Source organism: Variovorax sp. 05N34, from assembly GCF_056397405.1.
In genome coordinates this window covers 120,311-145,655 of sequence record NZ_JBFTNI010000001.1, presented here as the reverse complement: position 1 = coordinate 145,655, position 25,345 = coordinate 120,311, and the positions used below count along the sequence as shown (strand labels likewise).

23 protein-coding genes are annotated in these 25,345 nt (G+C 63.1%); 9 read left to right on the top strand and 14 right to left on the bottom strand.

Annotated features, from left to right (window positions below; genetic code table 11):
• Nucleotides 1-18: 18 nt before the first annotated feature.
• From AC1DMA_RS00765 to icd, 11 genes are all read right to left on the bottom strand, one after another.
• On the bottom strand, nucleotides 19-1,389 hold the full coding sequence (locus tag AC1DMA_RS00765; protein ID WP_478123369.1) for a heavy metal sensor histidine kinase: 1,371 nt from the start codon (nucleotides 1,387-1,389) through the stop codon (nucleotides 19-21).
• Complete coding sequence (locus AC1DMA_RS00760; protein WP_478142941.1) at nucleotides 1,386-2,072, bottom strand: heavy metal response regulator transcription factor; 687 nt, start codon at nucleotides 2,070-2,072, stop codon at nucleotides 1,386-1,388. Before AC1DMA_RS00760 ends, AC1DMA_RS00765 begins: the two co-directional genes overlap by 4 nt.
• Entirely contained in the window at nucleotides 2,069-5,242 is a 3,174-nt protein-coding gene (locus AC1DMA_RS00755; protein ID WP_478142940.1) for an efflux RND transporter permease subunit, read from the bottom strand. The genes AC1DMA_RS00760 and AC1DMA_RS00755 overlap by 4 nt, the downstream gene beginning before the upstream one ends.
• Complete coding sequence (locus AC1DMA_RS00750) at nucleotides 5,239-6,429, bottom strand: efflux RND transporter periplasmic adaptor subunit (RefSeq protein ID WP_478123372.1); 1,191 nt, start codon at nucleotides 6,427-6,429, stop codon at nucleotides 5,239-5,241. Before AC1DMA_RS00750 ends, AC1DMA_RS00755 begins: the two co-directional genes overlap by 4 nt.
• Before the next feature lie 5 nt (nucleotides 6,430-6,434).
• Nucleotides 6,435-7,886 carry an efflux transporter outer membrane subunit gene (locus tag AC1DMA_RS00745; protein ID WP_478123373.1) on the bottom strand — a complete coding sequence of 484 codons (1,452 nt, stop codon included), beginning with the start codon at nucleotides 7,884-7,886 and terminating at the stop codon, nucleotides 6,435-6,437.
• A 115-nt stretch (nucleotides 7,887-8,001) separates the two neighbouring features.
• Nucleotides 8,002-8,529: an N-acetyltransferase family protein gene (locus tag AC1DMA_RS00740; protein WP_478123374.1), complete on the bottom strand. Its 528-nt coding sequence runs from the start codon at nucleotides 8,527-8,529 to the stop codon at nucleotides 8,002-8,004.
• Between the two features lie 10 nt (nucleotides 8,530-8,539).
• Nucleotides 8,540-9,982, bottom strand: a complete 1,443-nt coding sequence (gene sbcB, locus AC1DMA_RS00735; RefSeq protein WP_478142939.1) for an exodeoxyribonuclease I — start codon at nucleotides 9,980-9,982, stop codon at nucleotides 8,540-8,542.
• Entirely contained in the window at nucleotides 9,979-11,436 is a 1,458-nt protein-coding gene (cls, locus tag AC1DMA_RS00730) for a cardiolipin synthase (RefSeq protein WP_478123376.1), read from the bottom strand. Before cls ends, sbcB begins: the two co-directional genes overlap by 4 nt.
• 109 nt (nucleotides 11,437-11,545) lie before the next feature.
• Nucleotides 11,546-13,867: an ATP-dependent Clp protease ATP-binding subunit ClpA gene (gene clpA / locus AC1DMA_RS00725; protein WP_478123377.1), complete on the bottom strand. Its 2,322-nt coding sequence runs from the start codon at nucleotides 13,865-13,867 to the stop codon at nucleotides 11,546-11,548.
• A 54-nt stretch (nucleotides 13,868-13,921) separates the two neighbouring features.
• Entirely contained in the window at nucleotides 13,922-14,281 is a 360-nt protein-coding gene (gene clpS / locus AC1DMA_RS00720) for an ATP-dependent Clp protease adapter ClpS (protein ID WP_478123378.1), read from the bottom strand.
• Nucleotides 14,282-14,486: 205 nt separating this feature from the next.
• Entirely contained in the window at nucleotides 14,487-15,746 is a 1,260-nt protein-coding gene (gene icd / locus AC1DMA_RS00715; protein ID WP_478123379.1) for an NADP-dependent isocitrate dehydrogenase, read from the bottom strand.
• A 200-nt stretch (nucleotides 15,747-15,946) separates the two neighbouring features.
• On the opposite strand from icd, the gene AC1DMA_RS00710 reads away from it, so the two are divergent.
• Both AC1DMA_RS00710 and AC1DMA_RS00705 read left to right on the top strand, forming a co-directional pair.
• Entirely contained in the window at nucleotides 15,947-16,270 is a 324-nt protein-coding gene (locus AC1DMA_RS00710; RefSeq protein WP_478123380.1) for a cell envelope biogenesis protein TolA, read from the top strand.
• A 187-nt stretch (nucleotides 16,271-16,457) separates the two neighbouring features.
• A complete protein-coding gene (locus AC1DMA_RS00705) occupies nucleotides 16,458-16,919 on the top strand; it encodes a DUF192 domain-containing protein (RefSeq protein WP_478123381.1) in 462 nt (153 codons plus the stop codon).
• Between the two features lie 73 nt (nucleotides 16,920-16,992).
• Here the strand turns inward: AC1DMA_RS00705 and AC1DMA_RS00700 are convergent, their stop codons facing one another.
• Together AC1DMA_RS00700 and xseA are read right to left on the bottom strand one after the other, a co-directional pair.
• Nucleotides 16,993-17,574, bottom strand: coding sequence for a superoxide dismutase (locus tag AC1DMA_RS00700; protein ID WP_478123382.1), 582 nt, complete (start codon nucleotides 17,572-17,574; stop codon nucleotides 16,993-16,995).
• Between the two features lie 49 nt (nucleotides 17,575-17,623).
• Nucleotides 17,624-18,937 carry an exodeoxyribonuclease VII large subunit gene (gene xseA, locus AC1DMA_RS00695; protein WP_478142938.1) on the bottom strand — a complete coding sequence of 438 codons (1,314 nt, stop codon included), beginning with the start codon at nucleotides 18,935-18,937 and terminating at the stop codon, nucleotides 17,624-17,626.
• A 311-nt stretch (nucleotides 18,938-19,248) separates the two neighbouring features.
• On the opposite strand from xseA, the gene AC1DMA_RS00690 reads away from it, so the two are divergent.
• The 6 genes from AC1DMA_RS00690 (at nucleotide 19,249) to adk (ending at nucleotide 23,006) form a co-directional block, all read left to right on the top strand.
• Nucleotides 19,249-19,881 (top strand): MotA/TolQ/ExbB proton channel family protein, encoded by a 633-nt coding sequence (locus AC1DMA_RS00690; RefSeq protein ID WP_478123965.1) that lies wholly within the window; start codon nucleotides 19,249-19,251, stop codon nucleotides 19,879-19,881.
• Nucleotides 19,882-19,883: 2 nt separating this feature from the next.
• The gene (locus tag AC1DMA_RS00685) at nucleotides 19,884-20,309 is read left to right on the top strand and encodes an ExbD/TolR family protein (protein WP_478123966.1); all 426 of its coding nucleotides are present in this window, start codon (nucleotides 19,884-19,886) and stop codon (nucleotides 20,307-20,309) included.
• Nucleotides 20,306-21,292, top strand: a complete 987-nt coding sequence (gene lpxK, locus AC1DMA_RS00680; protein WP_478123967.1) for a tetraacyldisaccharide 4'-kinase — start codon at nucleotides 20,306-20,308, stop codon at nucleotides 21,290-21,292. Before AC1DMA_RS00685 ends, lpxK begins: the two co-directional genes overlap by 4 nt.
• Nucleotides 21,273-21,455, top strand: coding sequence for a Trm112 family protein (locus AC1DMA_RS00675; RefSeq protein ID WP_478123384.1), 183 nt, complete (start codon nucleotides 21,273-21,275; stop codon nucleotides 21,453-21,455). The genes lpxK and AC1DMA_RS00675 overlap by 20 nt, the downstream gene beginning before the upstream one ends.
• Before the next feature lie 14 nt (nucleotides 21,456-21,469).
• A complete protein-coding gene (gene kdsB, locus AC1DMA_RS00670) occupies nucleotides 21,470-22,240 on the top strand; it encodes a 3-deoxy-manno-octulosonate cytidylyltransferase (protein ID WP_478123385.1) in 771 nt (256 codons plus the stop codon).
• A 109-nt stretch (nucleotides 22,241-22,349) separates the two neighbouring features.
• Complete coding sequence (gene adk / locus AC1DMA_RS00665) at nucleotides 22,350-23,006, top strand: adenylate kinase (protein WP_478123386.1); 657 nt, start codon at nucleotides 22,350-22,352, stop codon at nucleotides 23,004-23,006.
• Between the two features lie 3 nt (nucleotides 23,007-23,009).
• On the opposite strand, the gene AC1DMA_RS00660 is transcribed toward adk, so the two are convergent.
• Nucleotides 23,010-24,011: an asparaginase gene (locus AC1DMA_RS00660; protein ID WP_478142937.1), complete on the bottom strand. Its 1,002-nt coding sequence runs from the start codon at nucleotides 24,009-24,011 to the stop codon at nucleotides 23,010-23,012.
• 72 nt (nucleotides 24,012-24,083) lie between these two features.
• Here AC1DMA_RS00660 and lexA point away from each other — a divergent pair, with 72 nt between their 5' ends.
• Complete coding sequence (lexA, locus tag AC1DMA_RS00655; protein ID WP_478123968.1) at nucleotides 24,084-24,758, top strand: transcriptional repressor LexA; 675 nt, start codon at nucleotides 24,084-24,086, stop codon at nucleotides 24,756-24,758.
• Nucleotides 24,759-25,345: the final 587 nt, after the last annotated feature.

Genomic DNA, 25,345 nt, shown 5'->3' with positions numbered 1-25,345 from the left:
CGGGCCGCTGGGGTTTAACTATTCCAGCGCGACGCTGAACCCGACCGTGGTGATGCCGTCGTCGGACCGCGCGAACACCGTCCCGTTGTGCATCACGGCGATGGCCTTCACGATGGACAGGCCGAGGCCGTGGTTCTCACCACTGTTGCGGCGCGAACTGTCGACGCGATAGAACCGGTCGAAAAGCCGCGGCAACTGATCGGGCTCGATCGGCTGGCTCGGGTTCGAGAAACTCACCTGAGCGGAGCGGTCGTGCTGCCCGATCTGCACGACCACCTGGGCGCCGGGACGCGAATGCTGGATTGCGTTTTGCAGCAAGTTCGTCAGTGCACGCCGGAACAGCGACTTCTCGATCGGCGCCACGGCATCGCCTTCGACCTGCACCGTCATGCCCGCCTCGTCGAGCAGCATGTCCAGAAACTCGACGGTCTTGCCCACTTCCTGTGCGATCGACGATTCGACGAGACCTCGCGCACGCACGCCCTGCTCCGCGCGCGCCAGGAAAAGCATGTCGGCCACGATGGCGCGCAGCCGCTCCAGTTCTTCAAGATTCGATTGCAGTACTTCGCGCAACTCGGCAGCATCGCGGTCGCGGGCCAGTGCCACTTGCGTCTGGCCGATCAAGTTCGCCAGTGGCGTGCGCAGCTCGTGCGCGACGTCGTCGCTGAACGTCGCCAGTTGCCGATACGCCGCATCCAGCCGATCCAGCGCGGCATTGAAAGACGCACCGAGCTTGGCCAGTTCGCGTGGAAGCGCCGGCAGTTGCAGGCGCTGGTCGCGGTTGTCGGGACCGATGCGCTGGGCATCCGCGGACAGCCGCTCCACGGGGCCGAGGCCGATTCTTGCGATCCAGTAGCCCAAAGCCGCGGACAAGGCCGTGCCGGCCAACGTGAGAATCACCAGCGCTGTCTCGAAGGTGCGAAGCGTGCGGCTGAACGGGGCGGCGTCGACGCCCGCAATGAAGCGCACAGCCGGCCGGGAGGCCGTCGCCGAAATCGCCATGCCCTGGACACGGAAGCGCTGGAGTTCCCGCGAATCGCCGGTGCGAAGCTGAACGATGTCCTCACCCGCATCTACGGCAGCGACGATTGCATTGAGGTCATCGCCATAGCGGAAAGCCGGGTCTTCGCTCCAGATCCACGAGCGGGTGCGCGGATCGTCAGCGCTCAGGGTGTCCAGCTTTTCGCGAATACGTTCGCCGAGGTTGACGGCCCGGCCGTGCTGAAGCATGTATGACATGTCTTCCAGCCGCGCATCGATCTGCGCCTGCTGATGGCGCGCAAGTTCGCTCGAAAGCACGCGATGCAAAGCGCCTCCCAAGAGGGCGAAGCCAACGAGTGCCGCGCCAGCGAACATCAGCGCCAGCCGCGTGGCGATCGAGTTCTTCATTCCGACTCCGAGCCGCCGCGGTCTTCCAGGACATACCCCATGCCCCGGATGGTATGCAGCAGGTTGCGCTCGAAGGGTGCATCAATCTTGGCGCGAAGGCGCTTGATGGCCACTTCGACCACGTTGGTGTTGCTGTCGAAATTCATGTCCCAGACCAGCTCGGCGATCACCGTCTTCGACAGGATCTCGCCCTGCCGGCGCGCAAGCACCGCGAGCAGCGCGAACTCCTTGGCCGTGAGATCGATGCGCTGGTCCTGCCGGATGGCCTTGCGACTGAGCAGATCGACCCGCAAGTCGCCGACGCGCAGCAACGTCGATTCATGGCTGCGACCGCGCCTCGTCAGCGCCTGGAGCCGCGCCAGGAGTTCGAGAAACGAAAAAGGCTTCACCAGGTAGTCGTCCGCGCCGTCCTGAAGGCCGCGCACCCGATCGGCAACGCCGTCGCGGGCGGTCAGCATGATCACGGGCGTGTTCTTGACGCTGCGCAGCGACTTCAGCACCGAGAACCCGTCCAGCCCCGGCAACATGACGTCGAGCACGATGACGTCGAAGTCGTAGTGCAAGGCCAGGTGCTGGCCGTCGATGCCGTCGAAGGCGAGGTCCACGGCGCAGCCCTGCTCGGTCAGACCCTGGTAGAGGTAGTTGGCCGTCTTGCGCTCGTCTTCGACGATCAGCACTTTCATTCCGCGATGGCTCCTGCGGGTGTGTCTGTGGTGGTGATGGGCTTCTGCTGCTTGCGCGCAACCTTGCGGCGCACATACCAGTGGTGGGCGCGGTCGAGGTAGAGATAGATGACCGGCGTGGTGAAGAGCGTGAGCATCTGCGAGAGTATCAATCCACCCACCATGGCGTAGCCCAGGGGCCGGCGAAGCTCGGAGCCGGAACCATGGCCCAGCATCAACGGAAGGCCGCTCAGGAGCGCACACATGGTCGTCATCATGATCGGCCGGAAGCGAAGCAGGCAGGCCTCGTAGATCGCGTCGCGCGGCGACATACCCCTGTCGCGCTCTGCGTGCAGGGCGAAGTCGACCATCATGATTCCGTTCTTCTTCACGATGCCGATCAACAGAATGATCCCGATCAGCGCAATCACGCTCAGATCGTACCCGCCGATCATGAGGATCAGCAAAGCGCCCACCCCTGCCGACGGCAGCGTCGAAAGAATCGTCAGCGGGTGGATGTAGCTCTCGTAGAGCAGCCCCAGCACGATGTACACCGAGATCAACGCAGCCAGGATGAGATAGGGCTGCGTGCGCAGCGAATCGCCGAAAGCCTGCGCCGTGCCCTGGAAAGTGCCGCTGAGCGTCGGCGGCACGCCCATCTGGGCTTGGGCGGCGTTGATTGCATTCACCGCTTGTCCGAGCGAAGTACCCGGCCTCAGGTTGAACGAGATCGTCACGGCCGGAAACTGGCCCTGGTGGTTGATGGCCAGGTAGCCGGTCTTGCTGGTGTCCAGCTTGACGAAGGTCGACAGCGGAATCTGCTGGCCATTGATCGGCGAGGTCAGGTAGAGGTGATCGAACAGCGCCGGATCGCGCTGGAGCTCGGGCGTGACTTCGAGCACCACGTTGTAGCTGTTGAGCTGCGTGAAATATTGCGCCACCTGCCGCTGCCCGATGGCGTCGTAGATGGTGGCGTCCACCATGGCCGGCGTGATGCCGTAGCTGGATGCGCGCTGGCGGTCGATGGTCACCATCGCAGTGGGTGCGGCGTTCTGCTGGTCGGAGGTCACGTCCGTGAGTTGTGGCAACTGACGCAACCTGGCGAGCAGTTGCGGCGCCCAGACGTTGAGCTCGACGAGATTCGAGTCCTGCAGCGTGTACTGATACTGCGTGCGCGAAAGACGCCCGCCCACGCTGATGTCCTGCCCGGCCTGCATGAACAGCGTGATGCCTTGCACCGGTGCCAGCTTGGGCCGCAATCGCGCGATGATTTCGTCCGCATTGGCGGTCCGGCCTTCGTCCTTCGGCCGCAAGCCGATGAAGAAGTTGCCCGAATTGAAGGTGCTCGCCCCCGCCTGCATGCCGAAGCTGGTCACATAGGGGTCCTGGCGGATGATGTCGGCGAGCTTGAGCATGCGGTCGTGCATTGCCTGAGACGACGAATCCTGCGCGGAGTCGGCCGAGCCGAAGATGAAGCCCGTGTCCTGCTGCGGAAAGAATCCCTTGGGGATCACGATGAAGAGGGCCACCGTAGCCGCCACGGTGACCAGGAAGCTCATCAAGGTGATGAACGGATGGCGCAACACCACGGTCAATCCGCGCTTGTAGCCGTTCAGCATGGCGTCGAAACCGTGCTCGAACCACATGTACATCTTTCCGTGTTTCTCGTTGGCCGTGTGTGGCTTGAGGAAGCGCGCGCACAGCATCGGCGTCAGCGTGAGCGAAATGATGACGGACACTGCAATCGTCAGCGTCACCGTGACGGCGAACTCGCGGAACAACCGTCCCACGATGCCGCCCATCAGCAGCAGCGGGATGAATACCGCCACCAGTGACACCGAAATCGAGATGATGGTGAAGCCGATTTCGCTGGAACCCTTCAGCGCCGCCTCCATGGGCGACATGCCTTCCTCGATGTGTCGGTAGATGTTCTCCAGCATCACGATGGCGTCGTCGACCACGAAGCCGACCGCAATCGTCAGCGCCATGAGCGAGAGGTTGTCCAGGCTGTAGCCCACCACATACATCACCGCCGCCGTGCCCAGCAGCGCAAGCGGCACCGTCAAGCTCGGAATCACCGTGACCGTGAAGTTGCGCAGGAAGACGAAGATGACGGCCACCACCAGCGCAATCGACAGTACGAGCGTGAACTCCACATCTTTCACCGACGCGCGAATGGTCTGCGTGCGATCGATGAGGGTGTTGACGGTCACGCTCGGCGGAATGGCCGCCTTCAGCTTGGGCAGCGCGGCCTGGATGCGGTCGACCGTCTCGATCACATTGGCGCCGGGCTGTTTGGTGACCGCCAACATGATGGCGCGGCCATCGGTCAGGTCGGTGCCTTCGGCCGCGCCCTTGCCGGCATAGCCCCAGGCGGAAACCTTGGTGTTCTCCGGGCCGTCGACCGCAACCCCCACATCACGCACTCGAATGGGCGCGCCGTTGCGCCACGCGAGCACCATGTCGTTCCACGGCGCTGCCTTCAGAAGCTGGTCGTTGGTGTAGACGTTGAAGGCCTGGCGTTCGCCATCGAGCGTGCCGGTCGGCTGGCTCACCGTCGTGCTCGCAATCACGCCGCGCACTTCTTCCAGGCTCAGTCCCACAGCCTTGAGCTTGGCGGGATCGATCTGTACGCGAACCGCAGGCTTTTGTGCGCCGAAGATATTCACCAGCCCCACGCCGGCAATGCGCGAGATCTGCTGTGCCAGCACGTTGTCGGCATAGTCGTCGACCTGGATCAACGGCAGCACCTTGGATTGCACGCCAAGGATCAGCACTGAGGAGTCGGCTGGATTGATCTTCCGAAAGCTCGGCGGGCTCGGCAGGTTCTGCGGCAGCTGGCCCCCGGCCGAGTTGATGGCGGACTGAACGTCCAGCGCAGCGCCGTCGATGTTACGGTCGAGATCGAATTGCAGCGTGACCTGCGTGAGCCCGAGCGAGCTGCTCGATGTCATCTGCGTCAGCCCCGGGATCAACGAGAACTGTCGTTCGAGCGGCTGGGCGACGTTCGCCGCCATGGTCTCCGGACTGGCGCCCGGCAAACGTCCCGTGACCTGAATCGTCGGGAAGTCGACCTGCGGCAGCGGCGCCACGGGCAGCAGCGGCCACGCGACGAGGCCGATCAGCAGCAGCGCCGCGGCGAGCAGCGAGGTGCCGATCGGGCGTTTGATGAAGGCGGCGGAAATGCTCAAGACTGGCCTCCGCCGACAGTCGCGACCTGTGCCTTGCTCTGCTTCTCCACGATGCGCGCGCCCGGCGTCAAACGGTACTGGCCGTCGGTCACGACGCGGTCACCGGCTGCCAAGCCCTTGACGACCACTGCCTTGCCATCGACCGTGTCCGCCACCTCGATCGGCTGCACGCGGACCTTGTCGTCCGGCCCGACCACGTAGGCAAAGAATCCGTCCTGACTGCGCTGCACCACCGCCGATGGGACAGTCAGCGCATCCGATCGCTCGCCGAGCACGACGCGTGCGTCAACCGACTGGCCCGGCCACAGCTTGTGCTCGGCATTGCCGAACTGTGCCTTGAGCGAAATCGTGCCCGTCGCGGTGTCGATCTGGTTGTTCAGCAGCACCAGCTTGCCGGTCGCGAGCACCTCGCGTGTGTCGCGGTCGATTGCCTGCACCTGCAGCGGCTGATGCGTGCTATTGAGCGAGCGGTTCACGGCCTGGAAGCTGCTCTCCGGCAACGTGAACTGCACCGCGATCGGGTCGATCTGATTGATGACCAGCAGCCCGTTGGCGTCCGCCGCGTGCACGATGTTGCCGGGATCGACCAGCCGCGCGCCCACGCGCCCACCGATCGGCGCGGTGATGGTGGTGAAGCCGAGTTGCACCTGCGCGAGGTGGATCTGCGCATCGTCGCTCTTGACCGCCGCCTGCAGCTGATTGACCAGCGCACGCTGCGTGTCCAGCGTCTGCTGGGTGGTCGCGTCTTCCTTGATCAGCTCGCCATAGCGTTTCAGGTCGGACCGTGCATTGGCGAGTTGCGCCTCGTCCTTTGCTTTCTGGGCCAGGCTCTGTTCGAGTTGCGCCTGGAAGGTTCGCGGATCGATGCGAACGAGCACCTGGCCGGCCTTGACGTCCTGCCCTTCCTTGAAGTCGACGCTGTCGAGCTGACCGTCCACGCGCGGGCGCACGGTGACTGATGCGACCGTCATGACCGTGCCCACGCCGGTACGCGCGATCGGGATGGTTTCCTGCGCCACGCGGGCCGTCGTCGCAGGCACCGATGGCGGTCCGGCTGTTGGCGCAGGAGCCGGCGCCCAGACCCTGCGCCAGGCGCCGGTGGCGATGACCAAAACGGCGATCAGCGCAATGGCGCCGGCGATCCACCAGCGCTGGCGTTTGCGGGGGGCAGGTGCAGAGGTATCCATGTTGTTCATTTGTCTGTGGCGGCCACCGGGCCGGATGCGCCAGGGCTGGCCCCTGCACTCGCCTGCATCTGGCTCGCGTTCCAGCCGCCCCCGACGGCCTTGATCAGCGAAACACTGGCGGTGAACTGGCGCCCTTGCAGTTGCAGCGCCGTGCGTTCGTTCGACAGCGCGAGCGTTTGCGCGGTGATGACGGAGAGGTAGGGCGTCGTGCCCGCGCGGAACTGCGTCAGCGTCACGCGCTCGGCATTGCGCGCCGAAGTCACCGCACCCTCCTGCACGCCACGCTCCTGCGCCAGGAGGTTGAGCGCGGCCAGGTTGTCTTCGACTTCCTGGAAGCCGCCCAGCACGGTTTGCCGGTACTTCGCAGCGGACGCATCGAAAACGGCGCGCGCCTGCGCCACCTGGGATTCGCGCAACCCGCCATCGAAGATTGGGCCGGCCAGCGCTGCGCCGAGCGCCCACACACGGTCCGGCGTGGCGAGCCAGTTGCCGAGGCCTGCGCCGCTAAAACCGCCGACGGCGCTAAGCGTGAGCGACGGGTAGCGCGCCGCCTGCGCATAGCCGATGCCGGCATTGGCGGAGGCGACGCGGCGCTCGGCGCCGGCAATGTCGGGGCGGCGTTCCAGCAATTCGGAAGGCACGAGCGACGGAACCGGCGGCAGGTGGAGCGCGAGCACGTCCGGAGGAATCGAAAACTGCGATGGCGTCTTGCCCAAGAGCACCGCGATGGCGTGTTCGGCCTGTCGGCGTGCGATCTCGATGTCGATGGCCTGTGCCTGCGTCGACTGCAGCGTCGTATTGGCCAGATCGACATCGGCCCGAGTCACCACGCCCGCGCGGTACTGGCTCCGCGTGATCTGCAACGACTTCTGATATGCCTCGACGGTGCGCGCATACAACTGCTGCTGCGTGTCGGCCACTCGCAGGAGGATGTAGTCGTTGGCGATCTCGGCCTGGATCGCCAGTCGCGCCGCCGCGAGATCGGCATCGCTCGCCTCGGCGTTGTCGCTGGCACCTTCGACTGCGCGGCGCGCGCGACCCCAAAGGTCAGGTTCCCAGCCGGCCTGCAGCGACCACGAGTGGGAATTGCCGAGTGACGGGCCGAGCACCGTCTGATTCTTCTGCCGCTCCACACCCGCCGCGCCGTTGAGCGTCGGGAAAAGCGCCGACTGCGCGTTCTGCACCAGCGCCTGCGCCTGCCGATATTGCGCCTCGGCGGCGTGGATGTCCTGGTTTGCGAGGTTGGCCTCTTCGATCAATGCATCGAGCCGGGTGTCGCCGAAAGCCTTCCACCAAGGCTGGGACGGGTCGACGCTCGAGGGCGTCGCGGACTTCCAGTCGCCACTTTCCTTGAAGGCAGGCGCATCGACGCCTTCGGGCAGGGAAGGCCGCTGGTAGTCGGGCCCGACGGCACAAGCCGTCAGTGACGCGGCCAGGGCCAGACACAGTATTCGCATGCCTTCGACTCTAGGCAGCGGGCGGGGACGCCACCCTGACAAGAAGATGACATTCCTGTCAGTCCCGTCAGTCCTGCCTGGGCGATCGCCATCTCGCGAATGCCCGCGCTGCCCTTCAGCCGGAAGTGACGAGCGGACCCACTGAGCGCCACATGTGGATCTTCGACAGGAATGCGTCGCCCAATGCGACCGCATAAGGTTCGACACCGAAGGATTGGAAGCCGCAGCTCTCGTAGAGTGTCTGCGCCGCAGCATTGCCTTCGGTGACGGTCAGCTGGACGATCCTGACGCCTTCACGCTGTCCGGCTTCTTGGAGGATGGCCTGCACCAGTTGGCGGCCGAACCCGCCCTGCCGTGATGCAGGCGATACATACATCCCGAAAAGATTGGCCTTGTGACGAGCCTTCTCGCGCGCCTCGAACTGCACGCCGGCGGCGCCTACGAGTACTTCACCATCGAACGCGCCGAACACGACCTGAGCCGCCAGCGGTGCAGCATCAAGCCGCGTCTGCCACCAACCCAGCGGAAGCGCCGCGCGCTCGGCCACGCTTGAAGTGAACGCATCGGGATGGCGCTCGTAGCCTTCGAGCATCAAGGCCCGGTACGGTCCGGCGTCTGCGGGCGAAAGGCGGCGAACTGTCATGACGTCCCTCTCAAATGCTTGGCGCGATCGCTTCGGCGTATTCGTACAAGGCGCCGAGTATCTGCTCTGCGCGTTCATCCGCCGTCTCGGCGAGCGTATCGATCTCCGCGAACAGCTCATCGACGTTGCGCGCCCCGCCCTCGCCTTCGAGCAACTTGGCGATGCGATGCGCCTCCCACCGCTCGGCCTCGTCGCTGGTCAGGGTTTCGGGAAAGTTTCGCGCGCGGAAGCGGAAGACGAGTTCCTCAAGCCGCGGGTCGTCGAAGCTGGTGCGCGCCTGCGCAAGCTGGCCCGGCGTAAGGCTTCGCAGTTCGGTCAGGCGGCGACGGTCGCCGTTGCCGACAAATCCTCCGTAGAGATCTTCATCGACGTCCGGCGTGCCCTCCTTCGCGCGTTCATACACCTGCGACCAGATCGCGCTCATGTCGGGCAGCGCTGCAGCGATGGCGGCATTGCGCATGGCGGCTTCCACATCGATGCCCCAGCGCGTCGCCATGGCGGGTGCGAGCGTCCGAAGATTACCGACCACCATCGGCGACTTGTTCAGGTGCACGCCCTTGACAGGAAGCCGGACGACGCCTTCCGGCAGGTCGGCGCTCCGCGTGAAGAGCCGCAGGCGCAGCGTCGCCACATCCAGGTCGCGCAATTCGCTCGGGTCGTGCGCGAGGTCCCACGCGATCAGCTCATTGCGATTGGTCGGATGGCTCGCCAGCGGCCACATGACCGCAAGGCACCCACGTTCGGCCGGGAACATGCCCGAGACGTGCAAAAACGGCCGCGCGGTTTCCTTGGTCGCGGGCAGGCCGAGTTCGGTCGCGACGCGGTCCTTGCGGTGCAAGCCGAGCGCGAAATCGAACAGCTTGGGCTGCCTTTGACGAATCAGGCGCGCGAGAGCGATGGTGGCGCGAACATCCGACAAAGCATCGTGCGCCGCCTCGTGCAGCAGGCCATTGGCGCGTGCGAGGTCTTCGAGCTTGAAGCTCTGGCTGCCGTCTTCCTTCTTCGGCCATTCGATGCCGTCGGGCCGCAGCGCATAGGTCAGGCGCACGACATCGAGCAAGTCCCACCGCCCGCAGTCGTTCTGCCACTCGCGCGCATAGGGATCGATGAGATTGCGCCAGAACAGGAAACGGGTCACTTCGTCGTCGAAGCGAATCGTGTTGTAGCCCACGCCGATGGTGCCCGGCTGCGCAAAGGCTTGCTCGATTCGCGCAGCAAACTCATGCTCGGGGATGCCGCGCTCCAGACACTGCTGTGGAGTGATGCCGGTGATCAGGCAGGCTTCGGGGCTGGGAAGGTAGTCGGGCGCCGGCTTGCAATAGATCATCAGCGGCTCGCCGATTTCATTGAGTTCAGCGTCCGTGCGGATTGCCGCGAACTGCGAAGGTCGATCGCGGCGCGGCACGGCACCGAAGGTCTCGTAGTCGTGCCAAAGAAAAGTGTGAGCGGTCATAGCAAGGGAGAAAACAAACGGGCCGAGGCATCGCCCAGGCGGCGCAGAAAGCTCTGGTGGCGTTGGGCGTGCACTGGGGACGCATTGCCAAGGTCGGTCTCGAACTGCGCGATCAGGGGATTGGCAAGCGTCGGACCATAAATCACGGCGCAGACCTCGAAGTTGAGCCGGAAGCTGCGATTGTCGAAATTGGCGGTGCCGATCATCGCGCAATTGGTGTCCACCACCAGCGTCTTCGAGTGCAGCATTCGCGCCTTGTATTCCCAGACCTGCACACCGGCTGCAATCAGTTCGTCGTAGTACGAACGTGCCGCCGCGCTCACGATCAGCGAATCGCTGCGCCGCGGCACCAGCAGCCGCACGTCGACTCCGCGCAAGGCGGCACTCGTGAGCGCCATCAGGGCGGGTTCGCCGGGGACGAAATACGGCGTGGTGAGCCACGCCCGGTGGACCGATGCATGGATCGCTGCGACGTGAATGCGATGAATGGGCTCCAGCGCGCTGTCGGGCCCGCTGGTGATGATCTGCACCGGGATGTCGCCCGCGCCGTCATGCTGCGAGAGACGCGGCAGCAGGCTGCCGATGTCCTTGTGCATCTCTCGGGGGTTCTCGCCGGTCGCATAGGTCCAGTCTTCGATGAAGGTCGTCTGCAGCCATCGCACGGCGCTCCCTTCGATGCGCAAATGCACGTCGTGATACGCGTCGGCACGGGTGCGGGCGTCTTCTTCATCTGTGATGTTGACGCCGCCGGTAAAGCCTACGCGGCCGTCGCACACGACGATCTTCCGGTGGGTCCGGTAGTTGGTCACCGGACGCAGGCGCCTGCCGATGCGTGTGTCGTGAAAGAGCGCAATGAGAATTCCCGCATCCCGCATCGGCGCCATGAACTTGTGGCCGATGCGCTTGGAGCCCAGCGCGTCCAGCAGCAGCCGCACCGTCACGCCTTCGCGCGCGCGCTCGATCAGCAGATCGCGCAATGCGGTGCCGATGTTGTCCGGCTCGAAGATGTAGTACTCGAGATGCACGTGATCGCGCGCCTGACGGATCGCCTCGAAGATCGCATCGAAGGTGCGAGCCCCGCCCGAGAGCAGCTCGGCCGATGTGGCGCTGGACACCGGCAATCCACAGGCAGCAGTCCCCAGTGCCGCCATCTGCCGCAGCGAAGGCGGCGCACGCTCGGCGGCATCGCGCAACATCACCGTGTCGCCCGGCGCCTGGGCGCTCGCCCGGTTGCGCAGACGCTTCAGCCGCTGCTTCTTCAGCCGTTGAGGCCCTAGAAAGTAATAGACGATGAACCCCACGAACGGCACCAAAGCCAACGAGAGAATCCAGCTCATCGTCGACACCGGCGCCCGCTTCTGCATCACGATCCAGACGGAAAGCACCGCGATGTAGCCGCTCCATGCAAGCGAGAGGCCAGTACGCCATTCCTGGCTAAGCTCGGGAAGAATCAAGGGAAAAAGGGTTCCAAAAAGAAAAAAGGTCGGCAGCCCAATGCTACCGACCTTTATTCATTCACCAGAAGTACGGCGGAACCGGCTTTGCCGGTCCGCTGGTATCGCCTCAGCCAGTTGCTGCTTCTTCGGCTTCCGGCTTTGCCTTGCCTTCTTTTTTCGCCAACGGCTGGATGTCCAGCTGCACTTCTTCCTTGTCGTCGAGGTCGACGGTCAAGCGACCGCCTTCCTGCAGGCGTCCGAACAGCAATTCGTCGGCCAAGGCGCGACGGATCGTGTCCTGGATCAGGCGTTGCATCGGGCGCGCGCCCATCAGCGGATCGAAGCCCTTCTTTGCGAGATGCTTGCGCAGCCCATCGGTGAACGTGACGTCGACCTTCTTCTCGGCGAGTTGCGTCTCCAGCTGCAGCAGGAACTTGTCCACCACGCGCAGGATGATCTGCTCGTCGAGCGCCTTGAAGCTCACCGTCGCGTCCAGCCGATTGCGGAACTCCGGCGTGAACAGGCGCTTGATGTCGGCCATCTCGTCGCCGGACTGACGCGGGTTCGTGAAGCCGATCGTCGCCTTGTTCATCGTCTCGGCACCGGCATTGGTGGTCATGACGATGATCACGTTGCGGAAATCAGCCTTGCGTCCGTTGTTGTCCGTCAGCGTCCCGTGGTCCATCACCTGCAGCAGCACGTTGAAGATGTCCGGGTGCGCCTTCTCGATTTCGTCGAGCAGGAGAACCGCGTGCGGCTTCTTCGTGATCGCTTCGGTCAGCAGGCCACCCTGGTCGAAACCGACGTAGCCGGGAGGCGCGCCGATCAGGCGGCTCACCGCGTGACGCTCCATGTACTCGGACATGTCGAACCGGATGAGCTCGATGCCCATGATGTAGGCAAGTTGCTTGGCCGCTTCGGTCTTGCCGACGCCAGTGGGACCACTGAACAGGAACGATCCGATCGGCTTGTCCTCGCGACCCAGCCCGGAACGTGCCATCTTGACGGCCGAGGCGAGCACTTCGAGCGCCTTGTCTTGCCCGAACACCACGCTCTTGAGGTCGCGTTCGATCGTCTGCAGCTTGCCGCGGTCGTCATTCGACACGTTGGCCGGGGGAATGCGCGCGATCTTCGCGACGATTTCCTCGACTTCGGTCTTGCTGATGGTCTTCTTGCGCTTGTTCGCAGGAAGAATCCGCTGGGCGGCGCCGGCTTCGTCGATCACGTCGATCGCCTTGTCAGGCAGATGGCGGTCGTTGATGTATTTGGCGCTCAATTCCGCTGCCGCTTGCAATGCAGCCACGCCGTACTTCACGCCGTGATGCTCCTCGAAGCGCGACTTCAGACCCTTCAGGATGTCCACGGTTTCCTGCACCGTCGGCTCGACCACGTCGACCTTCTGGAAACGACGCGACAGGGCCGCATCCTTCTCGAAGATGCCACGGTACTCGGTGAAGGTGGTCGCGCCGATGCACTTGAGCTGTCCGCTCGAAAGCGCCGGCTTGAGCAGGTTCGACGCGTCGAGCGTGCCGCCCGAAGCCGCGCCCGCACCGATCAGCGTGTGAATCTCGTCGATGAACAGAATCGCGTTCGGCTTGTCCTTGAGCGACTTGAGCACGCCTTTCAGGCGCTGCTCGAAATCACCGCGGTACTTGGTCCCAGCCAGCAGTGCGCCCATGTCGAGCGAATACACATTCGACTCGGCCAGGATTTCCGGCACGTCGTTTTGCGTAATGCGCCAGGCGAGGCCTTCGGCGATCGCCGTCTTGCCCACGCCAGCCTCACCCACGAGCAGCGGGTTGTTCTTGCGCCGGCGGCACAGGATCTGGATCACGCGCTCGACCTCGTACTCGCGGCCGATCAGCGGATCGATCTTGCCTTCCTTGGCAAGCTGGTTGAGGTTTTGCGTGAATTGCTCCAGCGGAGAAGATTTCTCGTTCTTCTCGCCGCCGCCCTCCTCGCCTTCGCCAGAAGACGCATCGCTGCTGCCCTTGGCAGCTTCCGGCGGATCGCTCTTCTTGATGCCGTGCGCGATGAAGTTCACCACGTCGAGACGCGTCACGCCCTGCTGATGCAGGTAGTAGACAGCATGCGAATCCTTTTCCCCGAAGATCGCGACCAGCACGTTGGCGCCGGTGACTTCCTTCTTGCCGTTGCCGGTGGACTGCACATGCATGATGGCGCGCTGGATCACGCGCTGAAAACCCAGTGTCGGCTGGGTATCGACATCGTCGGTACCCGCGACCTGTGGCGTGTTGTCCTTGATGAAATTGGTCAGCGACGCGCGCAGGTCGTCGACGTTTGCCGAGCAGGCGCGCAAGACCTCCGCGGCGCTCGGGTTGTCCAGCAAAGCGAGCAGCAGGTGCTCCACCGTGATGAACTCGTGGCGCTGCTGCCTGGCTTCGACAAAAGCCATGTGCAAGCTGACTTCCAGTTCCTGGGCAATCATGTGATTTCCTTTTGCCTTGCTGTAAATAATTTGTCAGATGGGTTGGAGAGTGATTTATTCAACCGGTTCACTGACGCATTGAAGTGGGTGCCCTGCCTGGTGGGCCGCTTCCATGACCTGATTGACCTTGGTAGCTGCCATGTCGCGGGAGTAGACACCGCACACGCCACGACCGTCGAGGTGAATCTTCAGCATGATCTGTGTCGCGGTTTCGCGGTCCTTGTTGAAGAACTCCTGGATCACGACGACGACGAATTCCATCGGCGTGTAGTCGTCGTTCAACATCACGACCTGGTACATCTGGGGCGGGGCGGTTTTCTGCGGCCGACGTTCTAGAACGACCGAGTCGCCATCGTCCCGTCCCGGCTTTGTGGCCGGCGGCGTCTTTGGGGTCGAGGGGATTCTGGTAGCCATGAAAATCATTTTATAGAGCAGCCACGCGTTGCACTCGCTGTAGTGGCACAACTGGTGCCAGCTTTGTGACATTCAAGATGGATGCGGCGGAAGTGCGGCTGCCTTCATGCAAGCCTCGTGCCTTCCCGGCAACGAAAAAGCCCCGGCACCTTGCGGCCCGGGGCTCTGTGAGGCGAGGCGTCGAAGCTCGCTTCAGACAACTAAATTACATGTTGTCGATCATCACCTGCCCGAACCCAGAGCAGCTCACCTGGGTGGCGCCCTCCATCAGGCGGGCGAAGTCATACGTCACCTTCTTGCTTTCGATGGATTTTTCCATGGAGCTGATGATCAGGTCCGCAGCTTCCTTCCATCCCATGTGCCGCAGCATCATTTCGGCCGAGAGGATTTCGGAACCGGGATTCACGTAATCCTTGCCGGCGTACTTGGGGGCGGTCCCATGCGTGGCTTCGAACATTGCAACCGTGTCGCTCAGATTCGCGCCGGGCGCGATTCCAATCCCGCCGACTTGCGCAGCCAGAGCGTCGGAAACGTAGTCACCGTTCAGGTTCAGAGTGGCGATCACGCTGTATTCGGCGGGACGAAGCAGAATCTGTTGCAGGAACGCGTCAGCAATCGAATCTTTGATGGTTATTTCTTTGCCGTTTTTTGGGTTCTTCAAGCGCATCCACGGGCCGCCGTCGATCAATTCGGCGCCGAATTCCTTGGCAGCCAAGCCGTACGCCCAGTCACGGAAGGCGCCTTCCGTGAATTTCATGATGTTGCCTTTGTGTACGACGGTCACGCTCGGTTTGTCGTTGTCGATGGCGTATTGAATGGCTTTGCGAACCAGCCGCTCGGTGCCTTCACGCGAGACCGGCTTGATGCCAATGCCCGAAGTATTGGGAAAGCGAATCTTCTTGACGCCGAACTCATCCTGCAGGAACTTGATGAGTTTCTTTGCTTTTTCACTTTCGGCTTCGAACTCGATTCCCGCGTAGATATCTTCGGAGTTCTCGCGGAAGATCACCATGTTGGTCTTCTGTGGCTCCCTCACGGGACTGGGCACGCCTTCGAAGTACCGAATGGGGCGCAGGCAGACATAAAGGTCGAGTTCCTGCCGCAAGGCGACGTTCAGCGAGCGAATTCCGCCGCCGACCGGCGTGGTGAGCGGACCCTTGATCGACACCACGTAATCGCGAACGGCATGAAGCGTTTCTTCCGGGAGCCAGACATCGGGACCGTAGACCCTCGTCGATTTCTCGCCGGCAAAAACCTCCATCCAATGGATCTTGCGCTTGCCGCCATACGCCTTTGCAACTGCGGCGTCCACGACCTTCAGCATCACGGGCGTGATGTCCAGCCCCGTCCCATCTCCTTCAATGAACGGAATGACCGGCTGGTCGGGCACATTGAGCGAATTGTCCGCATCGACAGTGATCTTCTGGCCTTGGGCCGGAACTTTGATGTGCTGGTAGCTGGACATGAAGACGAAAACTCCGCGTTGCGTAAAAGCGTAAAAGCCTGGCAGACACTGAACTGCCGGGCCGCTGGATAGCTTTAGAATTTTAGACGCAACCGGAGGAGCCTGAGGAGTCTGTCAACCGCCGCCGCATGGGCGCCGTTGTTGGCTGACCTTCTGCTGGCCGGGAGGCGTTTTCAACCATTTCCAATGAGGAATTTGTAATGAGTAAAGTTCTCGCAGTCATGATGGCCGGCCTGTTCGCAGCAGCTGGCGCATACGCCCAAGGCGCCTCGACCTCGCAAGAAGCCGCCCCTCCGACTAACACCAAGCCGCAACAGCGCGCGCAAGAGCGCCGCTCGACCAAGCCGCAAGGTGAAGTTCGTCCGCAGGGCGGCGATCAACGCAACTCCTCCGAAGCCGTCGGCGTGGTGCCGAGCAAGGCCACGGCCGCTGGCCAGGCTCGCGCCGACACCCGCAGCGATCGTCGCCGCGATCGCCACGGCAACGTTCGCAAGATGAACCCGCAAGGCGGCACCCCCCAATAATCGGGATTGCTCCCAATCGGAAAAGCGTTCCTCGGGAGCGCTTTTTTTTCGCCGGCAACGCCCTGTCGCGGACGTCAGGTCCACGACAGCAATTTGACGGGGTTAAGAGGTAAGCTCAAAGAACAATTGGTCGATGCCCGCATAGCGCGGGCATTCTTGTTTGCGTCGCCATCGTGAAAGTCGATCCATGTTTCAGCGTTTTTTTTCGTTTCTTCTGTTGTCAGTCTCGCTGGTGACTTTTGCGCACGCGCAAGAGCCACAAAGGCCACAAAGCAATCTTCCCCGAGTCAGGCTGACCGCCGGCATGTATCAAATCGACGCGCAAGTCGCGCACACGCCGACGCAACGCGAGATCGGGCTTATGTTCCGCAAGGACATGCCGCAGGCGGAAGGAATGATCTTTGTCTTCGAACAACCCGCCACGCAGTGCTTCTGGATGAAGAACACTCTGCTGCCGCTGACGGCCGCCTTCGTGGCTGAAGATGGGCGCATCGTGAATCTGGCGGACATGAAGCCGATGACAGAAGATTCGCATTGCTCGAAGGAACCGGTGCGCTTCGTGCTGGAGATGAACCAGGGATGGTTCGCACGCAAGAACATCAAGGAAGGAACGAAGCTCGGCGGGGAATTGTTCACCCAGAAGCGCTGAGACTCCAAACCGCTCGTACCCAACAAAAAGCCGACCCGGAGGTCGGCTTCTCGATGTGTGCGAAGACCCTGGATCAACCGAAGTTCTTCGCTGCGAAATCCCAGTTCACCAGCTTGGCGAGGAAGGTCTCGACGAACTTCGGACGCAAGTTGCGATAGTCGATGTAGTACGCGTGCTCCCAGACGTCGACCGTCATCAGCGCCTTGTCGTCGGTCGTCAGCGGCGTGCCGGCGGCGCCCGTATTGACGATGTCCACCGTGCCGTCAGGCTTCTTCACCAGCCACGTCCAGCCTGAGCCAAAGTTGCCCACGGCAGATTTGACGAAGGCTTCCTTGAAGGCTGCGTAGCTACCCCACTTGGCATCGATGGCCTTGGCGAGCGCACCGCTGGGTTCGCCGCCGCCGGACGGCTTCATGCAGTTCCAGAAAAACGTGTGATTCCAGGTTTGCGCTGCATTGTTGTAGATGCCGCCGCTGGACTTCTTCACGATTTGCTCGAGCGTCATGTTCTCGAACTCCGTGCCCTTTTGCAGGTTGTTCAGGTTCACGACGTAGGCGTTGTGATGCTTGCCGTAGTGGTACTCGAGAGTTTCCTTGGAGTACTCGGGCGCCAGCGCGTCCATCGGGTATGGCAGAGGAGGAAGAACGTGTTCCATGTTGTAGCTCTCGGGGTTGGTTGTGGGACGGACGATTCTAGAAAGGAAATCAGACACTCGGCGTCGGACGCCTTCCTTTCGTTTCGGTCTTCGACACGGTCAATTCGGCAATCCCATCTGCGAGCTGCGCACGGACATCGTCGCCAGGGGCGAGGTCCTCGACACTGGTGACGGCGTGTCCCTGCGCATCGGTGAGCCACGCATACCCCCGTTGAAGCACCAGAGCCGGATCGAGCAATTGCAGACGCAGCGCAGCGCGGTTGAGATGCTGATGCTGCCGGTCCAATGCTGCGTGCAGCTTCATGGGAAGTGCGCCTTCCAGGGCTTGCTGCGCCTGTCCGAGCCGGTCCATCCGCGACAGCACTGCGAAGTGCAGCCGCTGGGCGTGGTGCGCGAGCCGCAATCGTTGCCGGGCGACCAGCTCAGAGGGGCGACCGAGCCGGCCCGCCGTCACATCGAGCCGCTGGTTCGAAGCATCCAGCCGCGCCAGGGTCGCTCCGCGGAGTCGGTCTTCCAGCAGTTCAAGGGCGTCCAACCACAGATCGCGCGGCGCGGCGACCATTTCGGCAGCCGCAGTCGGCGTTGGCGCGCGCACGTCCGCGCAGAAATCAGCGATGGTGAAGTCGGTCTCATGCCCGACACCGCTGATCACCGGGACAGGGCTGCGCACGATGGTGCGCGCAAGCGACTCGTCATTGAAGGCCCAGAGATCCTCGATGGAACCACCCCCGCGCACCAGCAGGATCACGTCCACTTGCGGTGCCACGGCATACAGCGACTGCAGTGCCCGCACGAGTTCACCCGGAGCGCCCGCGCCCTGCACAGCGGCCGGTGCCAGCACGACCGAAACTTGCGGTACGCGCCTGCGCAGTGCCGTGGCGACGTCGTGAAGCGCTGCCGCGCCCAGCGAGGTGACCAGGCCGATGGTGCGCGGCATCGTCGGCAACGCTCGCTTTCGAGTTGGATCGAAGAGGCCTTCCGCTTCCAGTTTGGCCTTGCGCTGGAGGAACTGCTCGAAGAGTGCGCCCTGCCCTGCGCGACGCAGGCTTTCCACCACCAGTTGGAGATCGCCGCGCGGCTCATACACCGCGAGCCGACCGCGCACTTCGACCTGGTCGCCGTCGCGCGGCGAGAAGTCCAGCAGGCTCGCCGCGCGACGGAACATCGCGCAACGCAACTGTCCTGCTTCGTCCTTCAGAGAGAAATAGCAGTGGCCACTGGAGGCGCGCGAGAAGCCGGAAATTTCTCCGCGCACTGAGACTGGGTTGAAGCGCGCGTCCAAGGCATCGGCGACGGCCCGGCAAAGTGCTCCGACCGCCCAGACGCGCCCGCCGGCCGCAGGTGTTTGCTCACGTCCGTTCATGCCTCACCTGCGTGACAAGCCGAAAACCTTCCACAACCGGGCAGGAGGTCGCTGCGACAACTCATCCATGCACAGCGCGGGCGCATGTTCCCGTGCAAGTCATTGATTTTTATGAAGAAAGCGGTGCTCAAATATCGCTCGATTTAAGGGAAGGCCCATCTGGTGCGGGTTCGGGCGAGTTGCCCAGGCCGTTAATCACAAAGTTATCCACAGATTCTGTGCGCCCTCACCTACACGGGAGCCGCGCCGGAATACAGGTCAGCAAGGTGGATAATCGCCGCGCATTTGCAGTCCATGGGCCGGAGGAATTCTTGTTTTCCATCATAGTTGCTGCGGGTTGGCCGATCTGGCCTTTGCTCGCTTGTTCGATCGTCGGCCTGGCACTCGTCATCGAGCGATTCGCCAGCCTGAAGACTTCCAAGGTCTTGCCTCCCAAGCTGCTCGACGAAGCTATCGCGGTGTCGCGCAGCGCGATCCCCGGCCCTGATGTTGTGACCAAGCTCGAAAAGAATTCCGGCCTCGGCGAAGTGCTTGCTGCGGGCTTTCGTGCGCTCAATGTCAACCCGACCTCTAGCGAAGATGACTTGCGCGTGTCGATGGAAGCGGCCGGGCGCGTGGTCGCCCATCGCCTCGAACGCTATCTGCCCGCCCTGGCGACCATTGCTTCGGCTGCACCGTTGCTCGGCCTGCTCGGCACCGTCATCGGGATGATCGAGATCTTCGGCGCGCAGTCGGTCTCCAGCGGCGCCGTCGGATCCGGCAACCCGGCGCAGCTTGCGCATGGCATCTCGATTGCGCTCTACAACACCGCGTTCGGGCTCATGATTGCGATTCCGGCGCTGATTTTCTGGCGCTACTTCCGCAGCCGGGTCGACGAATACCTGCTGAACCTCGAGCTCTCGGGCGAGCGCTTTGCACGCCATCTGAACACGCTGCGCCGATGAGAATGCACTTTCGCCACGGCTCGCGCGAGGAACCGGAGATCAACCTGATTCCGTTCATCGACGTCCTGCTGGTCGTGTTGATTTTCCTGATGCTGTCCACGACGTACAGCAAGTTCACCGAGATGCAGTTGCGCCTGCCGGTCGCGGATGCGGAAGCGCAGCGCGACTACCCGAAGGAACTGATCGTGGCCGTGTCGTCCGATGGGCGCTACTCGATCAACAAGAGCGTTCTGCCGGACCGCAGCGTGGAAGGCGTAGCGGCGGCGCTGGCCGCTGCCACCGGCGGAGCAACGGACCGCGTCGTGATCATCAGCGCCGACGCCAGCGCAACCCACCAGTCCGTGATCACCGTCATGGAAGCGGCGCGCCGGGCGGGTCTGATACAGATCACCTTCGCAACACAGTCAGCCGCGCAGGCGGGACGATAGCCTTGGCGTCGTTGCGGCAGGCTTGGCTGCAACGCGGAGCGCTCGCACGGCTGCTGTGGCCGCTGTCGCAGTTGTATGGTGCGATCACCGGGCTCCGGCGCTGCCTGTATCGACTCGGAATCCTGCGAACCACACGAGTTGGCGTGCCCGTGGTGGTCGTCGGCAATGTCATCGCCGGAGGGTCCGGCAAGACGCCTGCGGTGATGGCCATCGTGCGGCATCTTCAAACGCGCGGTATCCACGCCGGTGTCGTATCGCGCGGCCATGGGCGAGTCACCGACGATTGCCGGGAAGTCCTCGATGACAGCCATCCTCGTGACGTCGGCGATGAACCCGCGCTGATCCGGCGCTCGACGCGAGTCCCGGTCTTCGTTGCACGGCGGCGCGTTGACGCGGCGATCGCGCTTCTGGCTCGGTATCCGACCACCGAGGTCATCGTGAGCGACGACGGCCTGCAGCATCTCGCCATGGCTCGCGATGTCGAGATTTGCGTTTTCGATGACCGGGGCATCGGAAACGGATGGCTGCTCCCCGCTGGACCTTTGCGCGAAAAGTGGCCGCGTCATTGCGATTTGGTGCTTCACACGGGCGGCCGGCCGGCGTTCGACGGCTTCACTGCACGGCGAATGCTGGCCGACTACGCCGTCCGAAAAGACGGCACGACGATTCCGCTGAGCGATCTTCAATACCAAAATCTCGACGCGGTGGCGGCGATCGCCAAGCCAGAAGCCTTTTTCGACATGCTGCGCGAGCGGGGCTTGCACCTCGAACAATGCATCGCACTTCCGGACCATGACGATTTCGACAACTGGAATGCGCCCGCGACCGGCCGCACGCTGCTCTGCACCGAAAAGGACGCCGTAAAGCTCTGGTGCAAAGTGCCCGACGCATTGGCGGTACCGCTCGTCTTCGAAACGTCGGATGCGTTCTTCGCAGCGCTGGACGCAAAGCTATCATCGCGCGATGGACACCAAGCTGCTTGAACTGCTCGTCTGCCCCGTGACCAAGGGGCCCCTCACTTGGAACGCTGAGAAGCAGGAGCTGGTCTCGCGCAGCGCACGCCTCGCATATCCGGTGCGCGACGGTATTCCGGTGCTGCTCGAAGCGGAAGCCAGGACGCTTTCCGACGAAGAGCTGGGCCTTTGACCGGGCGGGCTGAATTGAACGCGGCGTTCGTCGTCCTGATCCCCGCCCGGCTCGCATCGACCCGACTGCCGGACAAGCCGCTGGCTGACATCGCCGGGCTGCCCATGGTCGTGCGCGTTGCCCAGCGCGCCTTGGTATCAGGCGCCCAGCGCGTCGTGGTGGCGGGAGACGACCCGCGCATCATTGCCGCATGCGCGGCGCATGGCGTGCAGGCGCTGCTGACTCGCACCGATCACGCCAGCGGAAGCGATCGCCTTTCCGAGGCGTGCGCGCAGCTCGGCCTCGCGGACGACGCCATCGTCGTGAACGTGCAAGGCGACGAACCGTTGATCGAGCCGACGTTGATCGACGCGGTCGCACGAACTCTGGCGGACCATCCCGACGCAGCGATGAGCACCGCGGCGCACGCGATCGATTCGCCCGAGGAATTCGCCAATCCCAACGTGGTCAAGACCGTGCTCGACGCCAAGGGCTATGCGCTCTACTTCAGCCGAGCCCCAATCCCCTGGTGGCGCGACGGCTTCGCGGCGCTGGGGCCGAAAGCAGTGCCGACGTCGCCGCCGGCCTTGAGGCACATCGGCATCTACGGCTACCGCGCTGGATTCATCCGGCAGTTTCCGGGCCTGCCTCCTGCGCCCGTCGAAACCACCGAAGCCCTCGAACAACTTCGAGCGCTCTGGCATGGTCATCGCATCGCTGTCCACATCACCTCGGATGCTCCCGGCCCCGGGATCGATACGCCAGAGGATCTCGCGCGAGTTCGCGCCCTTCTCGCTGCTGGCTAGCTTCGTTTTAGCGGGGGGAGCGCATGCTATCCTCGCCGCAATTCCGCCTGGGAAATCCTATGGGAGGCAGCATGGCGCGACATAAATCGAAAAACCTTCCGAGGACACCATGAGACTGATTTTGCTGGGCGCCCCGGGTGCGGGCAAGGGCACGCAAGCGGCCTTCATTTGCCAGAAATACGGCATTCCCCAAATCTCGACCGGCGACATGCTTCGCGCCGCGGTCAAGGCCGGTACGCCGCTTGGCCTGCAGGCACAGTCCGTCATGGCATCGGGCGCGCTGGTGAGCGACGATCTCATCATCAACCTCGTCAAGGAACGCATCGCGCAGCCCGATTGCGCCCAAGGGTTTCTCTTCGACGGCTTTCCACGGACGATCCCCCAAGCCGAAGCGATGCGCTCGGCCGGCGTCAAGCTCGACTACGTGCTTGAAATCGACGTTCCTTTTTCCGACATCATCGAACGCATGAGCGGTCGCCGCTCACACCCGGCGTCTGGCCGCACCTACCACGTGAAGTTCAATCCGCCCAAGGTCATCGGCAAGGACGACCTGACGGGCGAAGACTTGATCCAGCGAGAAGACGACAAGGAAGAGACGGTTCGCAAGCGGCTCGAGGTCTACAGCCAGCAGACGCGGCCGCTGGTCGACTACTACTCGCAGTGGGCCAAATCCGACCCGGCTGCGGCACCCAAGTACCGCTCCATCAGCGGTGTCGGAACGGTGGACGACATCACTCAGCGCGCGCTGGCTGCACTGAGCTCCTGATCTTCATGGCGATGGCCGCCCCGCCAGCAGCTCCAGCACGAGCTCGATGCGCGCCTTGACCGGCGTCAGTGCGCCTGCATCCCGAAGAAGCTCGTTCTGTCTTGGCAAGATGCGCCCCTGCGCACAGCGCGTAGCGCGGACGACCGACACGCCCGCGGCCTGAGCCCGCAAAGCAGCGGCTTCCAGGGCGTGATGCAGGGTTCCGTTTCCGGTGGCGGCAAGCACGAGCCCATCAAGCACTTCGGATGACCCCAACTCACGCTCTCGCACCAAGGCATCGACGATGCTGCCGCGCGCATCCGCATGGCTCATCAGGACCTCGACGCGCGGCCACTTGCGCGCGGCAACCACGCGACTGAAGACCTCGTGGGCGGCTGGCGCGGGGGCCGGCCATGTCCGCACTAGTCGAACACTCCCCTCCTCGACGTAACCCAACGGTCCGGCATCGCCGGAGGCGAAGGCATCGAGCCGGTACGTGTGCACCTTCTGGACGTCGACCGCACCGTGCATGGCCCCGGCGCAGACGGCCACGACACCGCGCGCGCCCTGGGTGGACGCAACGACGATGGAGTCGCGCACATTCTGCGGACCGTCCGGCACCAGCGCGCTGGCGGGCCGCATCGCGCACGTGAGCACCACAGGTTTCACCGATGCGGATGCAATGACGGAATGCAGAAAATACGCGGTTTCCTCCAGCGTATCGGTTCCGTGGGTGATGACGAGCCCTGACACATCGGGCTGCGCCAACCAGTGCACACACCGCTGCGCGAGCTTCTGCCAGATTGCAAAACTCATGTCCTTGCTGTCGATCTGCGCCACCTGTTCGGCCGCGAGTTCCACGCCAGCCGGCGCTTTGATTCCACCCAGCAGTTCCTCGACGCCCACTTGGCCGGCCGTATACCCGATGTTGTCGGCCGAAGACTCGGCGCGGCCTGAGATCGTGCCGCCTGTTCCCAGCACGATCACCTTGCGGATGCGCTCGTCGCCTTGTTTGATTTCATTCATGACTTGCCAACCACAGAAAACTGGTTAAAAATACAGGTACTGGATATTCAGCCAGTTCCTTCAGGAGCCCACATGCAGTTCGCAGTCAAGCTTACCGCCCGCCAGCAGCAGATTCTGGATTTGATCCAAAGCGCGATCGCGCGCACCGGTGCGCCTCCCACTCGCGCAGAGATCGCGGCTGAACTGGGCTTCAAGTCTGCCAACGCAGCCGAAGAGCATTTGCAGGCGCTCGCGCGCAAGGGGGTGATTGAACTCGTCAGTGGCACGTCGCGCGGTATCCGCCTCAAGGGCGATGCATTGCGCGCGCTCAACGAGTCCCGAAACAGCCAATTTTCCTTGTCCCTTCCGGGTATGGCACAACTCGCGCTGCCGCTGATCGGCCGAGTGGCAGCCGGCTCGCCGATCCTGGCTCAAGAACACGTCGACCAAACCTACTATGTCGAAAACACGCTGTTCCAGCGGCAACCCGACTATCTGCTCAAGGTGCGCGGGATGTCCATGCGCGACGCCGGCATCATGGACGGCGATCTGCTGGCGGTGCAGGCCACGAAGGAAGCCCGCAACGGCCAGATCGTGGTCGCCCGCCTGGGCGATGAGGTCACTGTCAAACGGCTCAAGCGCAACAAGCAAGTCATCGAACTGCACGCCGAAAACCCTGACTACCCCACCATCGTTGTTCAACCGGGTGAGCCCTTCGAGATCGAAGGCCTCGCTGTCGGACTGATCCGCAACACGATGTTGATGTAACCCTTCGACCATCCTGCAAGCGAACTCGGTCTGCACCCGTGTTCGCCTCGTTGACGGCCGCGACAGGTGGCGGGCGTATGGCGTAGTGCCATCACCCTGTCGTGGCCAATGAAAGCAATCCTGCCTATGTTCAATCTCTGACTTTTCTGGAGTTCACATGGGAATCGCTCTTCTTAGCATCGTCGACCTGATCTCGCCTCTGCAGACATTGGCCAGCCGATGGATGCCAACGCGTCGGTCAAGCCACATCAGCACGGCGGGCTTGCGCTATGTCGGGGTTCGGCCAAGCTGCGGGTTGCGCCAAAGTCCGGCGACTCGCGAGGATGCGCCGAGCTCGGCGGCACGGCCGCTTCGAGTCGTGCGGATGGTCGATGCCCAGCAAACCGGTCGCCATCCAGGCCGGGTGGTGATTTCCGGCCGCATGGCGGACGTATGCGCCGAGCTCGACAGGCTCGTAGCACTCGAGGCCGCCGCCTCTCCCCCGTCGCCAGGCCTTCGCGCTCATCTGCATTGACGGCAGAGAAGCCCGCAAGCGCGCTGCTCTCGCCGCAAAATTGTTCAAGATAAGCGGAGGCCAGGCAGTGCGC

Coding starts and splice junctions, on each gene's coding strand:
- AC1DMA_RS00765 (WP_478123369.1), bottom strand. CDS start 1,389: ATGAAGAACTCGATCGCCACGCGGCTGGCGCTGATGTTCGCTGGCGCG.
- AC1DMA_RS00760 (WP_478142941.1), bottom strand. CDS start 2,072: ATGAAAGTGCTGATCGTCGAAGACGAGCGCAAGACGGCCAACTACCTC.
- AC1DMA_RS00750 (WP_478123372.1), bottom strand. CDS start 6,429: ATGGATACCTCTGCACCTGCCCCCCGCAAACGCCAGCGCTGGTGGATC.
- AC1DMA_RS00745 (WP_478123373.1), bottom strand. CDS start 7,886: ATGCGAATACTGTGTCTGGCCCTGGCCGCGTCACTGACGGCTTGTGCC.
- AC1DMA_RS00740 (WP_478123374.1), bottom strand. CDS start 8,529: ATGACAGTTCGCCGCCTTTCGCCCGCAGACGCCGGACCGTACCGGGCC.
- sbcB (WP_478142939.1), bottom strand. CDS start 9,982: ATGACCGCTCACACTTTTCTTTGGCACGACTACGAGACCTTCGGTGCC.
- clpA (WP_478123377.1), bottom strand. CDS start 13,867: ATGATTGCCCAGGAACTGGAAGTCAGCTTGCACATGGCTTTTGTCGAA.
- clpS (WP_478123378.1), bottom strand. CDS start 14,281: ATGGCTACCAGAATCCCCTCGACCCCAAAGACGCCGCCGGCCACAAAG.
- icd (WP_478123379.1), bottom strand. CDS start 15,746: ATGTCCAGCTACCAGCACATCAAAGTTCCGGCCCAAGGCCAGAAGATC.
- AC1DMA_RS00710 (WP_478123380.1), top strand. CDS start 15,947: ATGAGTAAAGTTCTCGCAGTCATGATGGCCGGCCTGTTCGCAGCAGCT.
- AC1DMA_RS00705 (WP_478123381.1), top strand. CDS start 16,458: ATGTTTCAGCGTTTTTTTTCGTTTCTTCTGTTGTCAGTCTCGCTGGTG.
- AC1DMA_RS00700 (WP_478123382.1), bottom strand. CDS start 17,574: ATGGAACACGTTCTTCCTCCTCTGCCATACCCGATGGACGCGCTGGCG.
- xseA (WP_478142938.1), bottom strand. CDS start 18,937: ATGAACGGACGTGAGCAAACACCTGCGGCCGGCGGGCGCGTCTGGGCG.
- AC1DMA_RS00685 (WP_478123966.1), top strand. CDS start 19,884: ATGCACTTTCGCCACGGCTCGCGCGAGGAACCGGAGATCAACCTGATT.
- AC1DMA_RS00675 (WP_478123384.1), top strand. CDS start 21,273: ATGGACACCAAGCTGCTTGAACTGCTCGTCTGCCCCGTGACCAAGGGG.
- adk (WP_478123386.1), top strand. CDS start 22,350: ATGAGACTGATTTTGCTGGGCGCCCCGGGTGCGGGCAAGGGCACGCAA.
- AC1DMA_RS00660 (WP_478142937.1), bottom strand. CDS start 24,011: ATGAATGAAATCAAACAAGGCGACGAGCGCATCCGCAAGGTGATCGTG.
- lexA (WP_478123968.1), top strand. CDS start 24,084: ATGCAGTTCGCAGTCAAGCTTACCGCCCGCCAGCAGCAGATTCTGGAT.